The 15,053-nt window shown below is 61.6% G+C and carries 15 protein-coding genes and 1 pseudogene; 8 read left to right on the forward strand and 8 right to left on the reverse strand.

What is annotated here, in order from left to right:
* The first annotated feature begins 78 nt into the window (after positions 1-78).
* Positions 79-1,836, forward strand: coding sequence for an N-acetylglucosamine-specific PTS transporter subunit IIBC (nagE, locus tag B0G76_RS36175; RefSeq protein ID WP_120297535.1), 1,758 nt, complete (start codon positions 79-81; stop codon positions 1,834-1,836).
* 191 nt (positions 1,837-2,027) lie between these two features.
* Here nagE and cydX read toward each other — a convergent pair whose 3' ends face one another.
* The 5 genes from cydX to rpoH all read right to left on the reverse strand — a co-directional run bounded on the left by cydX (position 2,028) and on the right by rpoH (position 6,472).
* Complete coding sequence (gene cydX / locus B0G76_RS36180; protein WP_120297536.1) at positions 2,028-2,144, reverse strand: cytochrome bd-I oxidase subunit CydX; 117 nt, start codon at positions 2,142-2,144, stop codon at positions 2,028-2,030.
* 28 nt (positions 2,145-2,172) lie between these two features.
* Positions 2,173-3,309 carry a cytochrome d ubiquinol oxidase subunit II gene (gene cydB / locus B0G76_RS36185; RefSeq protein WP_120297537.1) on the reverse strand — a complete coding sequence of 379 codons (1,137 nt, stop codon included), beginning with the start codon at positions 3,307-3,309 and terminating at the stop codon, positions 2,173-2,175.
* Between the two features lie 34 nt (positions 3,310-3,343).
* The gene (locus B0G76_RS36190) at positions 3,344-4,933 is read right to left on the reverse strand and encodes a cytochrome ubiquinol oxidase subunit I (RefSeq protein WP_120297538.1); all 1,590 of its coding nucleotides are present in this window, start codon (positions 4,931-4,933) and stop codon (positions 3,344-3,346) included.
* Positions 4,923-5,183: a cytochrome oxidase putative small subunit CydP gene (gene cydP / locus B0G76_RS36195; protein WP_120297539.1), complete on the reverse strand. Its 261-nt coding sequence runs from the start codon at positions 5,181-5,183 to the stop codon at positions 4,923-4,925. Before cydP ends, B0G76_RS36190 begins: the two co-directional genes overlap by 11 nt.
* A 353-nt stretch (positions 5,184-5,536) precedes the next feature.
* Positions 5,537-6,472, reverse strand: a complete 936-nt coding sequence (gene rpoH / locus B0G76_RS36200; protein ID WP_120297540.1) for an RNA polymerase sigma factor RpoH — start codon at positions 6,470-6,472, stop codon at positions 5,537-5,539.
* Between the two features lie 359 nt (positions 6,473-6,831).
* Here rpoH and B0G76_RS36205 point away from each other — a divergent pair, with 359 nt between their 5' ends.
* A complete protein-coding gene (locus tag B0G76_RS36205) occupies positions 6,832-7,395 on the forward strand; it encodes an acyloxyacyl hydrolase (protein ID WP_120297541.1) in 564 nt (187 codons plus the stop codon).
* 43 nt (positions 7,396-7,438) lie between these two features.
* A complete protein-coding gene (locus B0G76_RS36210) occupies positions 7,439-7,822 on the forward strand; it encodes a nuclear transport factor 2 family protein (RefSeq protein ID WP_097391220.1) in 384 nt (127 codons plus the stop codon).
* Between the two features lie 120 nt (positions 7,823-7,942).
* Here B0G76_RS36210 and B0G76_RS36215 read toward each other — a convergent pair.
* Positions 7,943-8,926: pseudogene (locus B0G76_RS36215) on the reverse strand (2-isopropylmalate synthase); the annotation flags it as partial.
* Positions 8,927-9,423: 497 nt separating this feature from the next.
* Positions 9,424-10,395 carry a DNA-binding protein YbiB gene (gene ybiB, locus B0G76_RS36220; RefSeq protein WP_120297543.1) on the reverse strand — a complete coding sequence of 324 codons (972 nt, stop codon included), beginning with the start codon at positions 10,393-10,395 and terminating at the stop codon, positions 9,424-9,426.
* Between the two features lie 242 nt (positions 10,396-10,637).
* Here ybiB and B0G76_RS36225 point away from each other — a divergent pair, with 242 nt between their 5' ends.
* Positions 10,638-11,336, forward strand: coding sequence for a fumarylacetoacetate hydrolase family protein (locus B0G76_RS36225; RefSeq protein WP_120298063.1), 699 nt, complete (start codon positions 10,638-10,640; stop codon positions 11,334-11,336).
* A gap of 25 nt (positions 11,337-11,361) precedes the next feature.
* Positions 11,362-12,006, forward strand: coding sequence for a maleylacetoacetate isomerase (gene maiA, locus B0G76_RS36230; RefSeq protein ID WP_120297544.1), 645 nt, complete (start codon positions 11,362-11,364; stop codon positions 12,004-12,006).
* A gap of 82 nt (positions 12,007-12,088) precedes the next feature.
* Here maiA and ftsY read toward each other — a convergent pair whose 3' ends face one another.
* Positions 12,089-13,216, reverse strand: coding sequence for a signal recognition particle-docking protein FtsY (gene ftsY / locus B0G76_RS36235; RefSeq protein WP_120297545.1), 1,128 nt, complete (start codon positions 13,214-13,216; stop codon positions 12,089-12,091).
* A gap of 240 nt (positions 13,217-13,456) precedes the next feature.
* Between ftsY and rsmD the strand changes: the two genes are divergently transcribed.
* The 3 genes from rsmD (at position 13,457) to B0G76_RS36250 (ending at position 15,022) form a co-directional block, all read left to right on the forward strand.
* Positions 13,457-14,071, forward strand: a complete 615-nt coding sequence (gene rsmD, locus B0G76_RS36240) for a 16S rRNA (guanine(966)-N(2))-methyltransferase RsmD (protein ID WP_120297546.1) — start codon at positions 13,457-13,459, stop codon at positions 14,069-14,071.
* A gap of 114 nt (positions 14,072-14,185) precedes the next feature.
* Positions 14,186-14,701 (forward strand): pantetheine-phosphate adenylyltransferase, encoded by a 516-nt coding sequence (gene coaD / locus B0G76_RS36245; RefSeq protein ID WP_120297547.1) that lies wholly within the window; start codon positions 14,186-14,188, stop codon positions 14,699-14,701.
* Between the two features lie 63 nt (positions 14,702-14,764).
* Positions 14,765-15,022 carry a YfhL family 4Fe-4S dicluster ferredoxin gene (locus B0G76_RS36250; RefSeq protein ID WP_120297548.1) on the forward strand — a complete coding sequence of 86 codons (258 nt, stop codon included), beginning with the start codon at positions 14,765-14,767 and terminating at the stop codon, positions 15,020-15,022.
* Positions 15,023-15,053: the final 31 nt, after the last annotated feature.

Genomic DNA, 15,053 nt, shown 5'->3' on the forward strand with positions numbered 1-15,053 from the left:
CAGCTTCGCATAGTCAGGGCATAGAGCGACAAAACTTAACGACGACAGTCGACAACGAGACAAGGACTGGAGGTGTCAATGGATGGGAATCCGTTTCTGAAGATTCAGCGCCTGGGGCGGGCGCTGATGCTGCCGATTGCAGTACTGCCGGTTGCCGGCTTGCTGCTGCGATTGGGCCAGCCCGATGTGTTCAACATCAAGATGATCGCCGACGCCGGCGGCGCGATTTTCGACAACCTGCCGTTGCTGTTCGCAATCGGCGTGGCGGTCGGCTTCGCGAAAGATAACAACGGCGTGGCAGGTCTCGCGGGTGCGATCGGTTATCTGATCGAAGTCGCGGTGATGAAGGACATCAACGACAAGCTCAACATGGGCGTGTTGTCCGGGATTGTGGCGGGTATCGTCGCGGGCCTGCTGTACAACAAGTACAAGGACATCAAGCTGCCCGACTACCTCGCATTCTTCGGAGGGAAACGCTTCGTGCCGATTGTCACGGGCGTGGTCTGTCTGGGGCTCGGCATCGCGTTCGGTTATGTGTGGCAGCCGGTGCAGGCCGTGATCGATACGGCCGGCCATTGGCTGACTACGGCGGGTGCGCTCGGCGCATTCGTGTTCGGCGTGCTGAACCGTTTGCTGCTCGTCACGGGTCTGCATCACATCCTCAATTCGCTGACGTGGTTCGTGTTCGGCAGTTTCACGCCGCCGGGCGGCGTCGCGGTGACGGGCGACCTGCATCGCTTCTTTGCAGGCGACCCGACCGCGGGCACGTTCATGACGGGCTTCTTCCCGGTCATGATGTTCGGTCTGCCGGCTGCGTGTCTTGCGATGTTCCATGAAGCACCGAAGGAGCGCCGTGCGATTGTTGGCGGCCTGCTGTTCTCGATGGCGCTGACGTCGTTCCTGACGGGGGTGACCGAGCCGATCGAATTCAGCTTCATGTTCCTCGCACCGGTGCTGTATGTGATCCACGCGTTGCTGACCGGCCTGTCGCTGGCAATCTGCTCGGCGCTCGGCATTCACCTCGGCTTCACGTTCTCCGCGGGCGCAATCGACTATGTGCTGAACTACGGCCTGTCGACCAAGGGCTGGTGGGCGATTCCTATCGGGCTCGTGTATTCGGTGGTGTATTACGGCCTGTTCCGCTTCTTCATCCGCAAGTTCAACATGGCGACGCCGGGCCGCGAACCCGCCGCTGAAGAAGAGCAGATCGAGTCGTTCACGGCAGGCGGTTTTGTGTCGCCGGTTGCGGGTGCCGCTGTGCCGCGCGCGCAGCGTTATATCGCGGCGCTCGGTGGCGCGTCGAACCTCTCGATAGTGGATGCCTGTACGACGCGTCTGCGTCTGTCGGTGGTCGATGCCAGCAAGGTTTCGGAAAGCGAACTGAAGACGATCGGCGCGCGTGGTGTGCTCAAACGCGGCTCGACCAACGTGCAGGTGATTATTGGACCGGAAGCGGACATCATCGCTGATGAAATCCGCACGGTGATTGCGCAGGGCGGTGGCGATGCGGTGAAGCCGGTAGCTGCGGCTCCTGTGGCGGCTGCGAGCGGTGCTCAAGGCGGTCCGCTCGACCCGGATCCGCTGCGCTGGCTAGCGGTGTTTGGCGGCGCGGGCAACGTCGTGTCGCTGGACGCTGTGGCGGCAACGCGTCTGCGAATCGTGGTTCGCGATCCGTCGGCGGTTGATCGTCAACGTCTGGCTACGCTCGATACGGCGTGGGTCTCGGCGGATACGTTCCATATCGTGGTAGGCGACGCAGCTCAGCGCTACGCCGCGCAACTGGCGACGCGTTTGTCGCCCGATGCGGGTGCCGGTACGGCGCCGCAGCCCGCGTGATCTGATCGAGGCTTCGAGCTGCGCTGACCGCGGTTGTCCGCTCAGCCGGGAGCCCGGATAGATAAACGGGAGCAGGCAGGCGCTGTATTGCGCCGAGCCTGGTACAAATAAAAAGCGGCACCTTGAATTCAAGGTGCCGCTTTTGCGTTTGCCGGCTTGAGCCTAACGGCGCTCATCCGGCAACGGATGCATCAACGTGCTTTCTGCTTGCTCGCTTCCAAAGGCCGGCGCGATTCCAGCCACATCACGTTGATAATGCCGAACGCCAACGCCACGCCAATGCCGAGAAGCCAACTGAAATACCACATCACAAACTCCTGTTAATCGTATTGCTGATCAATACATCGAATGGTGATTTTCTTTGAGCGCCGCGGCGGTTACCTTGCCGCGCATCACGCGATACACCCAGCTTGTGTAGATCAGGGTGATCGGCAGGAAGATGATTACGGCGATCAGCATGATCTGCAGCGTCATGCGGCTCGAGGTCGAGTCCCACACAGTGAGGCTGCTGCGGCCGTCGAGCGAGGAGGGCATGATGAACGGGAACATCGAGAAGCCCGCCGTCAGAATCACGCCGGTGACCATCAGCGAGGTCGACAGGAAGGCGATCTTTTCAAAGCGCGAGCGCGCCAGCAGCACAGCGACTACGCCACCGACCAGCCCGGCCACCGGCGCGATCACCATCCACGGGTAGTTTGCGTAGTTGGTGAGCCACAGGCCGGGTGCGCCGATCACATTCTTCAGCAGCGGATTGGCAACCGCATCGAGCGGCGCGGCGTCGACGATCTGATAGCCGCCGATCATCGTGGCGATCAGGGCGCCGGCGAGCAGGAACAGCACCACGGCAGCGAGCGAAGCAATCCGCAGCGCGAGCGACGCACGCTCGGCGACGACGTCGTCCGCCTTCATCTTCACGAAGGCTGCACCGTGCGCGGCTAGCATCGACACGCTGACGAGCCCGCACAGTACGGCGAACGGGTTGAGCAGCGCAAAGAAACTGCCGTGATACGTGACGCGCAGATCGGTATCGAACGAGAACGGCACGCCTTGCAGCAGGTTGCCGAACGCCACGCCGAACACCAGCGCCGGGACGAAGCCGCCGACAAACAATGCCCAGTCCCACGCGCTGCGCCAGCGCGGGTCTTCACGTTTGCTGCGGTAGTCGAAGCCGACCGGCCGGAAGAACAGCGAGAACAGCACCAGCAGCATTGCGAAGTAGAAGCCCGAGAACGATGCGGCGTACACCAGCGGCCACGCGGCGAACATCGCGCCGCCCGCCGTGATGAGCCATACCTGGTTGCCTTCCCACGTCGCGCCAACCGTGTTCACGACGATGCGCCGCTCCGTGTCGGTTTTCGCGATGAACGGTAGCAGAATCGCCGCGCCCATGTCGAAGCCGTCGGTGAGCGCGAAGCCGATCAGCAACACGCCGATCAACACCCACCAGATCAGCTTGAGGGTTGCGTAATCCATGATGATCTTTCCCTTGGAACAGAGTGACGGCGAATCATGCGGCCGTGTTGGTCGGCAGCGGCTGATTCAGCGGCTGTTCGTGGTGATAGCGCCCCGTGTGCAGCGACGAAGGTCCGAGCCGCGCGTACTTGAACATCAGCATGATTTCGATAATGAACAGCACCGTGTAGAACACGACGAAGCCAGCAATGCTCAAGTAGAGATCGCCCGGCGTCAGGCTCGAGGCGGACAACGCGGTCGGCAGAATGCCCGCGATGGTCCACGGTTGACGGCCCACTTCAGCGACGATCCAGCCGAATTCAGCGGCAAGCCACGGCAACGGAATGGCCCATACGGCCCAGCGCAGGAACCAGCGGCGCTTCTCCAGCAGCAGGGAGCGCTGCGCGCAGAACCAGAACGCCAGCACGAAGGTCGCGAGGAACAGAATGCCCAGGCCGACCATCAGGCGGAACGAGAAGAACACGGGCGCCACCGGCGGAATCGTCTTCTTGGCGGCCTGCGCGATCTGATCCGGCGTGGCGTCGGTGACGTTCGGGGTGAACTGCTTGAGCATCAGGCCGAAGCCGAGGTCTTTCTTGTGTGCGTCGAACGCGGCTTTGGCTTCGTCCGTGGTGTCGCCGAGCTTCAGCTTTTGCAGCGCGGCGTAGGCGAGCATGCCGTTCTTGATGCGCACCTCGTTCTCCGCCATCAGGTCCTTCAGGCCAACCACCGGTTCGTCGATCGAGCGCGTGGCGATCAGGCCGAGCGCATACGGAATGCGGATCGCGTAGTCGGTGCGCTCTTCCTTCTGGTTCGGAATGCCGATGATCGTGAACGGTGCGGGTGCGGGCGCCGTCTCCCATTCGGATTCGATCGCAGCCAGCTTGACCTGCTGAACTTCGCCGGTGCGGTAACCGGACTCGTCGCCGAGCACGATCACGCACAACGTCGACGCCAGACCGAAGCCGGCGGCAATGGCGAACGAGCGCAAGGCGAACTCGGTGTCGCGGCGCTTCAACAGATACCACGACGACACACCGAGGACGAACATCGAAGCGGTCACGTAACCGGCCGACACGGTGTGAACGAACTTCACCTGCGCGACCGGATTGAACAGCACCGAGAAGATGCTGTCGAGTTCCATGCGCATGGTTTGATAGTTGAAGGTGGCGCCGACCGGATTGTTCATCCAGCCGTTGGCCACCAGAATCCACAGCGCGGACAGGTTTGAGCCGAGTGCGACGAGGAACGTGACGATCACGTGCTGCACTCTCGAGAGCCGGTTCCATCCGAAGAAGAACAGACCGACGAAGGTCGACTCGAGGAAGAACGCCATCAAACCTTCAACGGCCAGCGGCACGCCGAAAATGTCGCCGACATAGTGCGAGTAATACGACCAGTTGGTGCCGAACTGGAATTCCAGCGTCAGGCCCGTAGTCACACCCATCGCGAAGTTGATGCCGAACAGCTTGCCCCAGAACTGGGTCATGTCTTTGTAGATCTGCTTGCCGGTCATCACATAGACGGACTCCATGATGACGAGCAACCAGGACAGACCGAGCGTGAGCGGCACGAACAGAAAGTGATAAAGCGCCGTGATGGCGAACTGGAGGCGCGACAGTTCTACGACTTCGCTAACGGGCATGTTGATCACCTTGGGACGGATGCGAGGCAGGCACGGACAGCAGCGCCTGCGCGACTTGTTCAGGCGGCAGCGACATATGCTCCGCCTGCGGATGACTGAAGAACGCGTACTTGAGCACCATCAGCAGTGCAAATTTGATGGCGAGGACGATGGCGATATCCCGTGCCAGCGTCGGACCGCGCAGCCAGGCGGCAAACCGCTTGCGCAGGCCCGAGCGACGGGTGTTATGGCGATTCAGGGCTATGGTCATAATCGGTCGAAGGCAACTTCTTACCGGTGAATCCGGCTTGATCCAGGCCGCTTGAGCGGTCCGGCGAGTGCATCCCGATTCTAGGAGCAAGGACCCTGCGCGCGTAAGTCCGGCGCTGCGGCATTGGGTCGCGAACATCACCCCATGCGGACAGTATTGCTATGAGGTTTGTGATACGTCAAGAAACACGTGTCGGGTGGGCAAGTTCTTGAGTGAATGCGCGTGCGTCCGCGATTGAGCGCATGCGTCGCCAGGCGGGCACAAAAAAAGCCCTGCCTTCTTGTGAGGGCAGGGCTTTGCGACTACTAGCCAGCGCGCGCCGGACGAGCCGGCACGATGAACGGTTTTAAGGCTTATGCATATTCGGCCAACGCGCCACGCATTTTCTTCATTGCGCTCGCTTCGATCTGGCGAATACGTTCGGCCGACACGCCGAACTCGTCGGCCAGTTCGTGCAGCGTCGAGCCACCCGAACCGTCGTCTTCCACCTTCAGCCAGCGTGCCTCGATGATGCGGCGGCTGCGGGCGTCCAGCGCCTCCAGCGCGCTCGCGATACCGTCGCTGTGCAGCTTGTCGCGCTGACGCGAAGCCAGCACGGCGGTCGGCTCGCTATGCGAGTCGGCGAGGTAGGCGATCGGGGCGTACGACTCTTCACCGTCTTCAACCTGGCCTTCCAGCGCAATATCGCCGCCGGACAAGCGCGTTTCCATCTCGGCCACTTCTTCGCGCTTCACGTTCAGCTCCTGGGCGAGACCTTCGATCTCGTCCGGCGTGAAGGCGCCCAAGCCCTGCTTGTGGCTGCGCAGATTGAAGAACAGCTTGCGCTGCGCTTTGGTGGTGGCGACCTTCACCATTCGCCAATTGCGCAGAATGTATTCGTGGATCTCAGCCTTGATCCAGTGCATGGCATACGACACGAGCCGTACGTTCTGCTCCGGGTCGAAGCGCTTCACTGCCTTCATCAGGCCGATATTGCCTTCCTGGATCAGGTCAGCGTGCGGCAGTCCGTAACCGAGGTAGTTGCGCGCGATCGAAACGACCAGCCGCAGGTGCGACAGGACGAGGCGGCGTGCGGACTCAAGGTTGTCCTGCTCGCGAAATTCGGTGGCGAACTGGCGTTCTTCCCCCGGCGTCAGCATCGGAATCCGATTTACGGCCTGGATGTAGGCGTCGATATTGCCCAGTTGACCGGGCAGCAGCGAGGAATGCGAGAGCGCCAGCGCACCTGCCGAAGCGGCCTTAGCCGACGACGGGCTCAAAGTACTCGGAAGGGTCATTGCATGGCTCACGTAGGAAACTCCTTTGGAATCAGACAAAAGCGTATTCAGTTAACGACTCCAGCGTTGGATGTTAGCACTCTGATTTGCCGAGTGCTAATACTTAGAGGCAGTAGGGACATCCAAGTTCCGCAAATTCCTATTGAAATTTGAGTTTGATAGCCATGGGATAGCCCTTATTGCCATCTGCGTTGGTCGTACAATTTACCTGACGAAGCGCTTTCAATCTTATAAGTGACCGATATTTTAGAAAAATGAAGTGACTAATTGCGAGAATTTAACTTTCTTAATACGATCCTCCGGATGTACATTGTCTTTAGAATAAACGGGACAGTGACCCGCTGATCAACCTCGGCTAGCTCGGGTGTGCTATGAAGAACAAAAAAAACGCGATTCGTGGTCTGGCTCTAAAAGGCGCTTCGGCGGCTCTTCTGTTAGGCGCCTCGGGACTGGCCGCAGCTGACCAGTTCGGCCTGCAGATTGGCGGCGGTCTGGGAGATCACCACATCAATAAACTCGATCTCGGTCTGGTTTGGGATCCGAATCTGACGTGGTGGCAGATCGGCGATTGGCATTTTTCGCTGATCGGCGAAGCGCACGTGGCCTGGTGGCATACCAGCGAAGGGAACGTGCACGAGAACATCGGTGAGATCGGTGTCACGCCGATCATTCGCTTCATCGACGGAGCGGGTGCGATTCGCCCTTACGTCGAAGTGGGCGCCGGTGTCCGCCTCCTGTCGAGCCCCAGAATCTCTTCTGACCTCACGCTCTCGACGGCGTTCCAGTTCGCCCCCATGGCGGGCGTCGGCGTGCAATTCGGCAACCGCCAGCAGTACCAGGCGGGCTACCGCTTCCAGCATATTTCCAACGGCGGTATCAAAGAGCCCAATCCTGGTATAAATTTCCACCAGCTATATTTGCAATATAACTTCTGACGACCGTGGCCACGTTCGGCTCACCGGTGCGAGGGGCTGAGCAATGGCGGCAAAGATAATCGAAGCGATTCGCGGGCTCGAACGAGAGCGCTTTCGTGCGATGGTCGACGGCGACGGGCAGTCGCTCGATGCGCTGCTCGCGGACAATGTGAGCTACGTCCATACGAACGGCAAGCGCGAAACGAAGCGGCAGTTCATCGACGGAATTACCGCCGGGCGTCGCCGCTATCGGCAGATCGAAGTGCAGTCGCAAGAGGTGCTGCCGGTGGGGCGCGAGACCTGCGTCGTCACCGGGCGCGCGCTGATCGAAATGGAGGCGAATAACGGGGCGCTGCTGTTTCCGATCGCGTACACGGCGATTCATACACAGGAAGACGGGCAATGGCGCCTGATCGCCTGGCAGGCGACGCGCTGCGCGATAGAGTGAGCCTTGTGAGCTCACTCCGTTTCGCCGGTTGCGCCTTGTGAGCGCTCGGGCTGCACGAGCAGGCGCTCAGGCCGCTACGCGCTGCAGATCCTCATCGCTCCACGCCGGCCGCTGCGCCGCATCACCCGCATACGGATGCCGCGGATGCACCGGAATCTGGTTGCAACGCTCGACCACGCTCCGCACCGCATCAATCCCCGAGAAGTCGAGGCCCGGGTCGACGCCCTGCATGTGAAGGTTCATCGCGACCGTCACGAGGTCCACGTTGCCGGTGCGCTCGCCATTGCCGAACAGACACCCTTCGACGCGATCCGCGCCCGCCAGCAGCGCCAGTTCCGTGGCGGCCACGGCGGTGCCGCGATCGTTATGCGGATGCACCGACAGCACGATGCTGTCGCGATAGCTCAGATTGCGGTCCATCCATTCGATCTGGTCTGCGAACACGTTCGGTGTCGCGGCTTCGACGCTCGCGGGCAGGTTGACGATCATCTTGTGATCGCGCGTTGGCCGCCATGTTTGCGCGACCGCGTCGCATACTTCGCGCGCGTACGGGAGCTCGGTCGTGTTGAAGGTTTCGGGCGAATACTGGAATGTCCAGTGCGTATCGGGCCGCGCCTCTACGTGTTGCTTGATGATGCGAGTGCCTTCCACCGCCAGCGCCTTGATTTCGTCCTTCGACTGGTTGAAAACGATCTTGCGAAACGACGGGCAGATCGCGTTGTACAGGTGCACGATGGCGCGCGGTACACCTTCGAGCGCTTCGAACGTGCGCGCAATCAGTTCGGCGCGCGAGGGCACGAACACTTCGATCGTGACGTCGTCGGGAATGCGCTTTTCTTCGATCAGCCTGCGGACGAAATCGAAGTCGGTTTGCGAGGCCGAGGGGAAACCGACTTCGATCTCCTTGAAGCCGATCGCCACCAGCATCTCGAAGAATTCGAGCTTTTGCGCCGCATTCATCGGCTCGATCAGCGCCTGATTGCCGTCACGCAGATCGGTGCTCATCCAGATCGGCGCGTGGTTGATCGTGTGGCTCGGCCATTTGCGGCCGGTGAGGCGCACGGTGGGGAAGGGACGGTATTTCTCAGCGGGATTGCGCAACATGAAGAACCTCGTTCGTTGGGTCGTATGCGAAAGGGTGTGGCCTCGAGCGGCTGGCGGGCTGCCACGGATGCACGGCGCGCCAGCCGGTGGCTAGCGGCAACAACGAACGGGCGCGAACGAACAACGTCATGGTGACGACGAAAACGAACGTGGATGATGCCCATGCAACGTGCATTTGACCCTCGCGCTTCGTCCGAGCGGTAAACGGACGAATGCAAACGACTACAGGTTGTGAAGAACTACGGTCGGGGATGAAACGGGAAATGCGGAACTGCTTTGAGGACCCCGCAGTGGGCAACGAAACTTGCCAATGCGCGGCGCTACGTCTGACTTACGCTAGACGTAGCGATAGGGGCCGCGCTAGGCGGCCGGAGGTAATTCGGAGGGTGTTCGGAAGGGAACGCATAGGTCGAATGTATGACGGCTCGCGGTGGCCTGTCAACCCGCGGCTGTCATATCCGGTGCGCGAGCGCGGCGTTGCACTTACGCCGCGCGCGTTACACAGGCGTTCTTGCGACGTCGACGATCAACTCCACTTGCCGTTCGATCGCACTCGGCACGGGCGCTTCGCCGCGCAGCACGGCGCCGATCCACGCAGCCGTGGTCGCGGCGTCGCGAGCTTCGGGCAAGTCGATTTCAGGCGCGTCGGGCGACGAGCGCTCGTGCGGCACGCGCGTTTCGCAGATGCCGTCATGCAGCCAATCCACTTGCACCTGGCGCCGCGTGTCGGCCACCGCTTCGCCTTCGGTGCCGCGCGCGAGCAGGGCGCCGCCCGCTGCGGCATCCGGGTGCGTGTTGAACAGCTGCGTGAGACTCTCACGATACGGCGGATGCGTGTAGTTCACGAGCCGTAGTCCCGCAGGCGCGAACGGTTGCAGGATTTTCACGAGCGTATGCGTCGAATTGCGCACGCCCATCCGCCGGCGCAACGAAAGAAGGCGCGCAAGCTTCGGTGCGAGCACGTCAATCGGCGCAAACGCGAGACGCCGCTCGGCGAGACCGTCTTCGATATCGGCGTGCGATTGCGCGTGCGGGATCTGCAGATGCGTGAAGATCTCGGCGCTCGTCACGCGGCCCGGATCTTCGGTGACGCCATGCACCAGCACCGGCACACCCTCGCGCGCCAGTAGCAGAGCGAGCAGCGGCACCAGGTTGGGCTGTTTGCGCGCGCCGTTGTAGGTGGGTATCGAGACGGGCCGGAACGCCGTGTGCGGCAAATGAATCGGTTCGAACGACGCATGCGCACCGGCCAGCATGGCGGAGAGTTCGTCGGCGGTTTCGCCCTTCACGCGATACGCGAGCAGCACGGCGCCGAGTTCGAGATCGGCCACGCGGCCGTCGAGCATGGCGGCGTAGAGCGCGCGCGTATCCTCGGCGGTCAGGGCGCGGGCGCCGTTCGGGCCGCGGCCGATTTCCTTGATATAGCGGGCGCAGGGGAATGGATTGGCGGTGTCGGCGGAGTCAGTCATCGGGCGCAGTGGGAGCGGGGCGTGCCGCTTTTGGGCGGTCGGCCTCGGTATTCAAAGGACACTATTCAGTGTGAGTATCGCATCTATGGCGATTGAGCGGACCGGCGGTCCGGCGAGACGATGCACCGGGACCGCCGGTTCGCGTGCCTGTGCCGATCGGCTGCACCGCAGCTTTGCTGCGCGTTACACTCGATGTTTTATTGCCGCACCGGCGCGGCGCAATTCAAAAAACGGAGAACAGGATGAGTTACGTATTTGCACCCGCACCGGTCGTCGCGGTGCCGATCGTGGGGAGCAGCGAGCAGTTCGCGGTGCGTCGCATCTACTGTGTGGGCCGCAATTACGAGGCGCACGCCCGCGAGATGGGGCACGATCCCGACCGCGAACCGCCGTTCTTCTTTGCGAAGCCGGCCGATGCCGTGTTGTATGTCGCGCCTGGCGCGACGGGCGAATTCCCCTATCCGACGCAATCGAAGAACGTTCACTTCGAGATGGAGCTGGTGGCGGCGATCGGCAAAGGCGGCAAGAACATTGCGGCCGAAAGCGCGCTCGACCACGTGTACGGCTATGCGCTCGGTCTCGACATGACACGCCGCGATCTGCAAGCCGAGGCGAAGAAGCTGGGCCGTCCTTGGGATACCGCGAAGGGTTTCGATCACTCGGCGCCACTCGGCCCGATTCATCCGGTCAAGACGGTCGGCCATGTCGGCAAGGGCGCGATCTGGTTGTCGGTGAACGGCGAGGAAAAACAGAACTCGGACGTGTCGCAACTGATCTGGTCGGTCGCCGAGACTGTTGCTTATCTGTCGACGCTGTTCGAACTGCAACCGGGCGACCTGATTTTCACCGGCACGCCGGAAGGCGTTGGCGCCGTGGTCCAGGGCGACCTCATGAAGGGCGGCGTGGACGGGCTCGGCGAACTCAGCGTACGCGTTGTCTGAAGAGCGGTTGGGGGAGGCACACAACATGAAGCTTTACAGCTATTTCCGTAGCTCGGCGTCTTATCGCGTGCGCATCGCGTTGAACGTGAAGAATCTGCCCTACGACTATGTACCGGTGCACCTCGTGCGCGACGGCGGGGAGCAGTTGAAGCCGGAATACCGCAAGATGAATCTGGACGGCATCGTGCCCACGTTCGTCGACGGCAACGAAGTGATGCCGCAGTCGCTCGCGATCATCGAGTATCTGGAGGAAACGCATCCGGAGCCGCCGCTATTGCCCGGCACGCCGGCCGATCGCGCGTATGTGCGATCGCTGGCGCTGCAGGTGGCGTGCGAGATTCACCCGCTGAACAATCTGCGTGTGCTGAAGTACCTGAAACACACGCTGTGTGTCGACAACGACGCCAAAGACGCCTGGTACAAGCATTGGGTCGAAGCGGGTTTCGCGACACTCGAGGCGCATCTGGCGGGCAATGCGCGCACCGGCAAGCTGTGCTTCGGCGACAGCCCGACATTGGCCGACGCATGCCTGATTCCACAAGTGTTCAACGCGCAGCGCTTCAACGTCGATACGGCGAGGTTTCCGACGATTCAGCGTATCTACGATCACGCGATGCAACTTGACGCGTTCGCTCGTGCAGCACCGGGTGTTCAGCCCGACACGGAATGATGTTGTGGTTTGAATGTTGAATGAAAAAAGGGCACTCGGAAAAGTGCCCTTTTTGCTTGTTCTGCGACGAACGTTGCGATATTCAACCGCCCAGCAGCGCGTCCGAGAACTCTTCCGCGCTGAAAGGCTGCAAGTCCTCCACCTTTTCGCCGACGCCGATGAAGTACACCGGAATCGGACGCTGACGCGCAATCGCCGCGAGAATGCCGCCCTTTGCTGTGCCGTCGAGTTTGGTGACGATCAGGCCGGTGAGGCCGAGTGCGTCGTCAAAGGCCTTCACTTGCGCGAGGCCATTCTGGCCGGTGTTCGCATCGATCACCAGCAGCACCTCATGCGGCGCGCCGTCTTGCGCCTTGCCGATCACGCGCTTCACCTTGCGCAGTTCTTCCATCAGATGCAGCTGGGTCGGAAGACGGCCGGCCGTGTCCGCCATCATGACGTCGATCTTGCGCGCACGCGCGGCGCCAACCGCGTCGTAAATCACGGCGGCCGGGTCGCCGCTTTCCTGCGACACCACCGTCACGTTGTTGCGCTGACCCCAGATTGCCAGTTGCTCGCGCGCGGCGGCGCGGAAGGTGTCGCCCGCAGCCAGCAGCACCGACTGGTCGAAGCTCTGCAGATGCTTGGCGAGCTTGCCGATGCTGGTGGTTTTACCCGCGCCGTTCACGCCCGCGATCATCACGACCAGCGGTTGTGCGTGGCCAAGCATCAGCGATTTTTCCAGCGGCTTGAGCAGGTCGATCAGCAGCGTACGCAGCGCTGCTTTCACCTGCTGGGGATCGGTGAGGCGCTCGGTGCGCACTTTCTCGCGCAGCGATTCGAGCAGGAACTCGGTGGCTTCGACGCCCGCGTCCGACATCAGCAGGGCGGTCTCGAGTTCTTCGTACAAATCCTCGTCGATCTTCGTGCCGACGAAAATGCCAGTCAGACTCGAACTCGTTTTCGACAGGCCGGTCTTCAGACGAGTGAGCCACGAGCGCTTTTCGCTTGCATCCTGCATGGGCGGCGGGACGATTTCGACGGTTTCGAGCGCGCTTGTCTCGGGTTCGGGCTCGTTGATGGACTCAGCAGCAGCCGGCTGCGTGTCGACGCTAATCGGAGCCGGCGGCGCGGCGGGCGTTGACGCCACGGCTTCCGGCGCAGTCTGCGACTCTTCTGGCGCGTTATCGGACTCTTTCGAACCCTTGAATCGTTTGAAAAAGCTGAACATGATCTGGCGTGGTGAGAGCGCGCGCCGATGCGCGCAGCCGGGACAAGCCCGTGGGAGCGGCAGGCAGCGTTGCGATGCGGGATGCAAGGCGCTGGAAGCCGCATATTTTATCAGGCGCGCCGCCGCCCGTCGTGTTGGCCGATCGGCCAGGCTGGACGCCGTGCGCCCCTGTGGTAACGTTGGCCCTCCAGCCCACGTGCATCGGCGTCGCGGGCTTCCCCATCACGTATTCGAAACTGCATGCCCCGTTCTACTCCTTCACGCGCTCACGGCGCTTCGTCCAAAGGCGGCAAGCCGCACGCCATCCGTATCATTGGCGGCGACTGGAAGCGCACGCCGCTGCCCGTGCTTGACCTCGACGGCCTGCGTCCCACGCCCGACCGGGTGCGCGAGACGCTGTTCAACTGGCTCGGCCAACGGCTGGACGGCCAGCGCTGCCTCGATCTGTTTGCCGGTAGCGGCGCGCTTGGCTTCGAGGCCGCTTCGCGCGGCGCAGCGCGAGTGTTGATGGTCGAGCGCAATGCGCGGGCCGCCAGCCAGCTGCGCTCGAACCAGGAGCGCCTGTCGGCGCGCACCATCGAAATCGCCGAAGCCGACGGCTTGCGCCTCGCGGCGAGTCTCGCACCGGGATCGTTCGACGTGGTTTTCCTCGATCCGCCGTTCGGCGACGATCTGCTCGACAAGGCGCTCGCTCTGGCCGTGCCGCTGCTGAGCCCGGAAGGGTTTCTGTATGTGGAGGTGGGCGTTGCACTCGAGATCGAGGGTAACGAGACACTTGCCGGTTGGGAAATCGTGCGGCAAGGCAAAGCGGGTGCTGTCCACTTTCATTTGCTGCAGCGCGAAAATAAGGAATAATGCGCGTTCCAAAACAAGCAGCGGATGGGTTACCGTCACGCGTGCGGTCGGTGCCAAATGCGTCGCGTGGACGCTTTGACGTGCCCATTTGTCTGAAGAGAGAGGAGAAGTCTCATGGTAGTCGCCGTGTACCCGGGCACGTTCGACCCGCTGACGCGCGGTCACGAAGACCTCGTTCGACGCGCGTCGAGCATTTTCGATACGTTGGTAGTGGGCGTTGCCGACAGCCGCAACAAGAAGCCATTTTTCACCCTGAAAGAGCGTCTCGACATCGCTCATGAAGTGCTTGGGCACTACCCGAACGTTCAGGTGATGAGCTTCAAAGGGCTATTGAAGGACTTCGTCCGCAGCAATAACGCACGCGTGATCGTGCGCGGCCTGCGCGCCGTTTCGGACTTCGAATATGAGTTCCAGATGGCCGGCATGAACCGCTATCTGCTGCCGGACGTCGAAACCATGTTCATGACGCCGTCCGATCAATACCAGTTCATCTCCGGCACCATCGTGCGCGAAATTGCGCAACTGGGCGGCGACGTCAGCAAGTTCGTGTTCCCGTCGGTCGAAAAATGGCTGACGGAGAAGGTTGCCGCGCTGGACCCGAATGACGGCGTTTCGGCGGGGCAACCGTAACCGGCGTAAACTGTCGGATTGACGGATCAATGTCGGCTTCGGCCGGCGCGAAGTGAGAGAAGTATGGCCTTGATGATTACCGACGAGTGCATCAATTGCGACGTGTGCGAGCCCGAGTGCCCGAACGACGCGATTTCGATGGGCCCGGAAATCTACGTGATCGACCCGAAGAAATGCACCGAGTGTGTCGGTCATTTCGACGAACCCCAATGTATTCAGGTGTGTCCGGTCGAGTGCATTCCGCGCGATCCTGAGCATCTGGAAACGGCCGAAGGTCTGATGGCGAAGTACCACGCGCTGCAGGCCGCGAAGGGCACGTGAGGGTTTGAATGATCGTGAACGGCGAGGCGCC

The organism is Paraburkholderia sp. BL23I1N1, assembly GCF_003610295.1.
In the GTDB taxonomy this organism is placed as follows: domain Bacteria; phylum Pseudomonadota; class Gammaproteobacteria; order Burkholderiales; family Burkholderiaceae; genus Paraburkholderia.

Bases quoted from the DNA above. Each gene is read 5' to 3' on its own strand.
- nagE (WP_120297535.1), top strand. From the start codon at position 79: ATGGATGGGAATCCGTTTCTGAAGATTCAGCGCCTGGGGCGGGCGCTG.
- cydX (WP_120297536.1), bottom strand. From the start codon at position 2,144: ATGTGGTATTTCAGTTGGCTTCTCGGCATTGGCGTGGCGTTGGCGTTC.
- cydB (WP_120297537.1), bottom strand. From the start codon at position 3,309: ATGGATTACGCAACCCTCAAGCTGATCTGGTGGGTGTTGATCGGCGTG.
- B0G76_RS36190 (WP_120297538.1), bottom strand. From the start codon at position 4,933: ATGCCCGTTAGCGAAGTCGTAGAACTGTCGCGCCTCCAGTTCGCCATC.
- cydP (WP_120297539.1), bottom strand. From the start codon at position 5,183: ATGACCATAGCCCTGAATCGCCATAACACCCGTCGCTCGGGCCTGCGC.
- B0G76_RS36205 (WP_120297541.1), top strand. From the start codon at position 6,832: ATGAAGAACAAAAAAAACGCGATTCGTGGTCTGGCTCTAAAAGGCGCT.
- B0G76_RS36210 (WP_097391220.1), top strand. From the start codon at position 7,439: ATGGCGGCAAAGATAATCGAAGCGATTCGCGGGCTCGAACGAGAGCGC.
- ybiB (WP_120297543.1), bottom strand. From the start codon at position 10,395: ATGACTGACTCCGCCGACACCGCCAATCCATTCCCCTGCGCCCGCTAT.
- B0G76_RS36225 (WP_120298063.1), top strand. From the start codon at position 10,638: ATGAGTTACGTATTTGCACCCGCACCGGTCGTCGCGGTGCCGATCGTG.
- maiA (WP_120297544.1), top strand. From the start codon at position 11,362: ATGAAGCTTTACAGCTATTTCCGTAGCTCGGCGTCTTATCGCGTGCGC.
- ftsY (WP_120297545.1), bottom strand. From the start codon at position 13,216: ATGTTCAGCTTTTTCAAACGATTCAAGGGTTCGAAAGAGTCCGATAAC.
- rsmD (WP_120297546.1), top strand. From the start codon at position 13,457: ATGCCCCGTTCTACTCCTTCACGCGCTCACGGCGCTTCGTCCAAAGGC.
- coaD (WP_120297547.1), top strand. From the start codon at position 14,186: ATGGTAGTCGCCGTGTACCCGGGCACGTTCGACCCGCTGACGCGCGGT.
- B0G76_RS36250 (WP_120297548.1), top strand. From the start codon at position 14,765: ATGGCCTTGATGATTACCGACGAGTGCATCAATTGCGACGTGTGCGAG.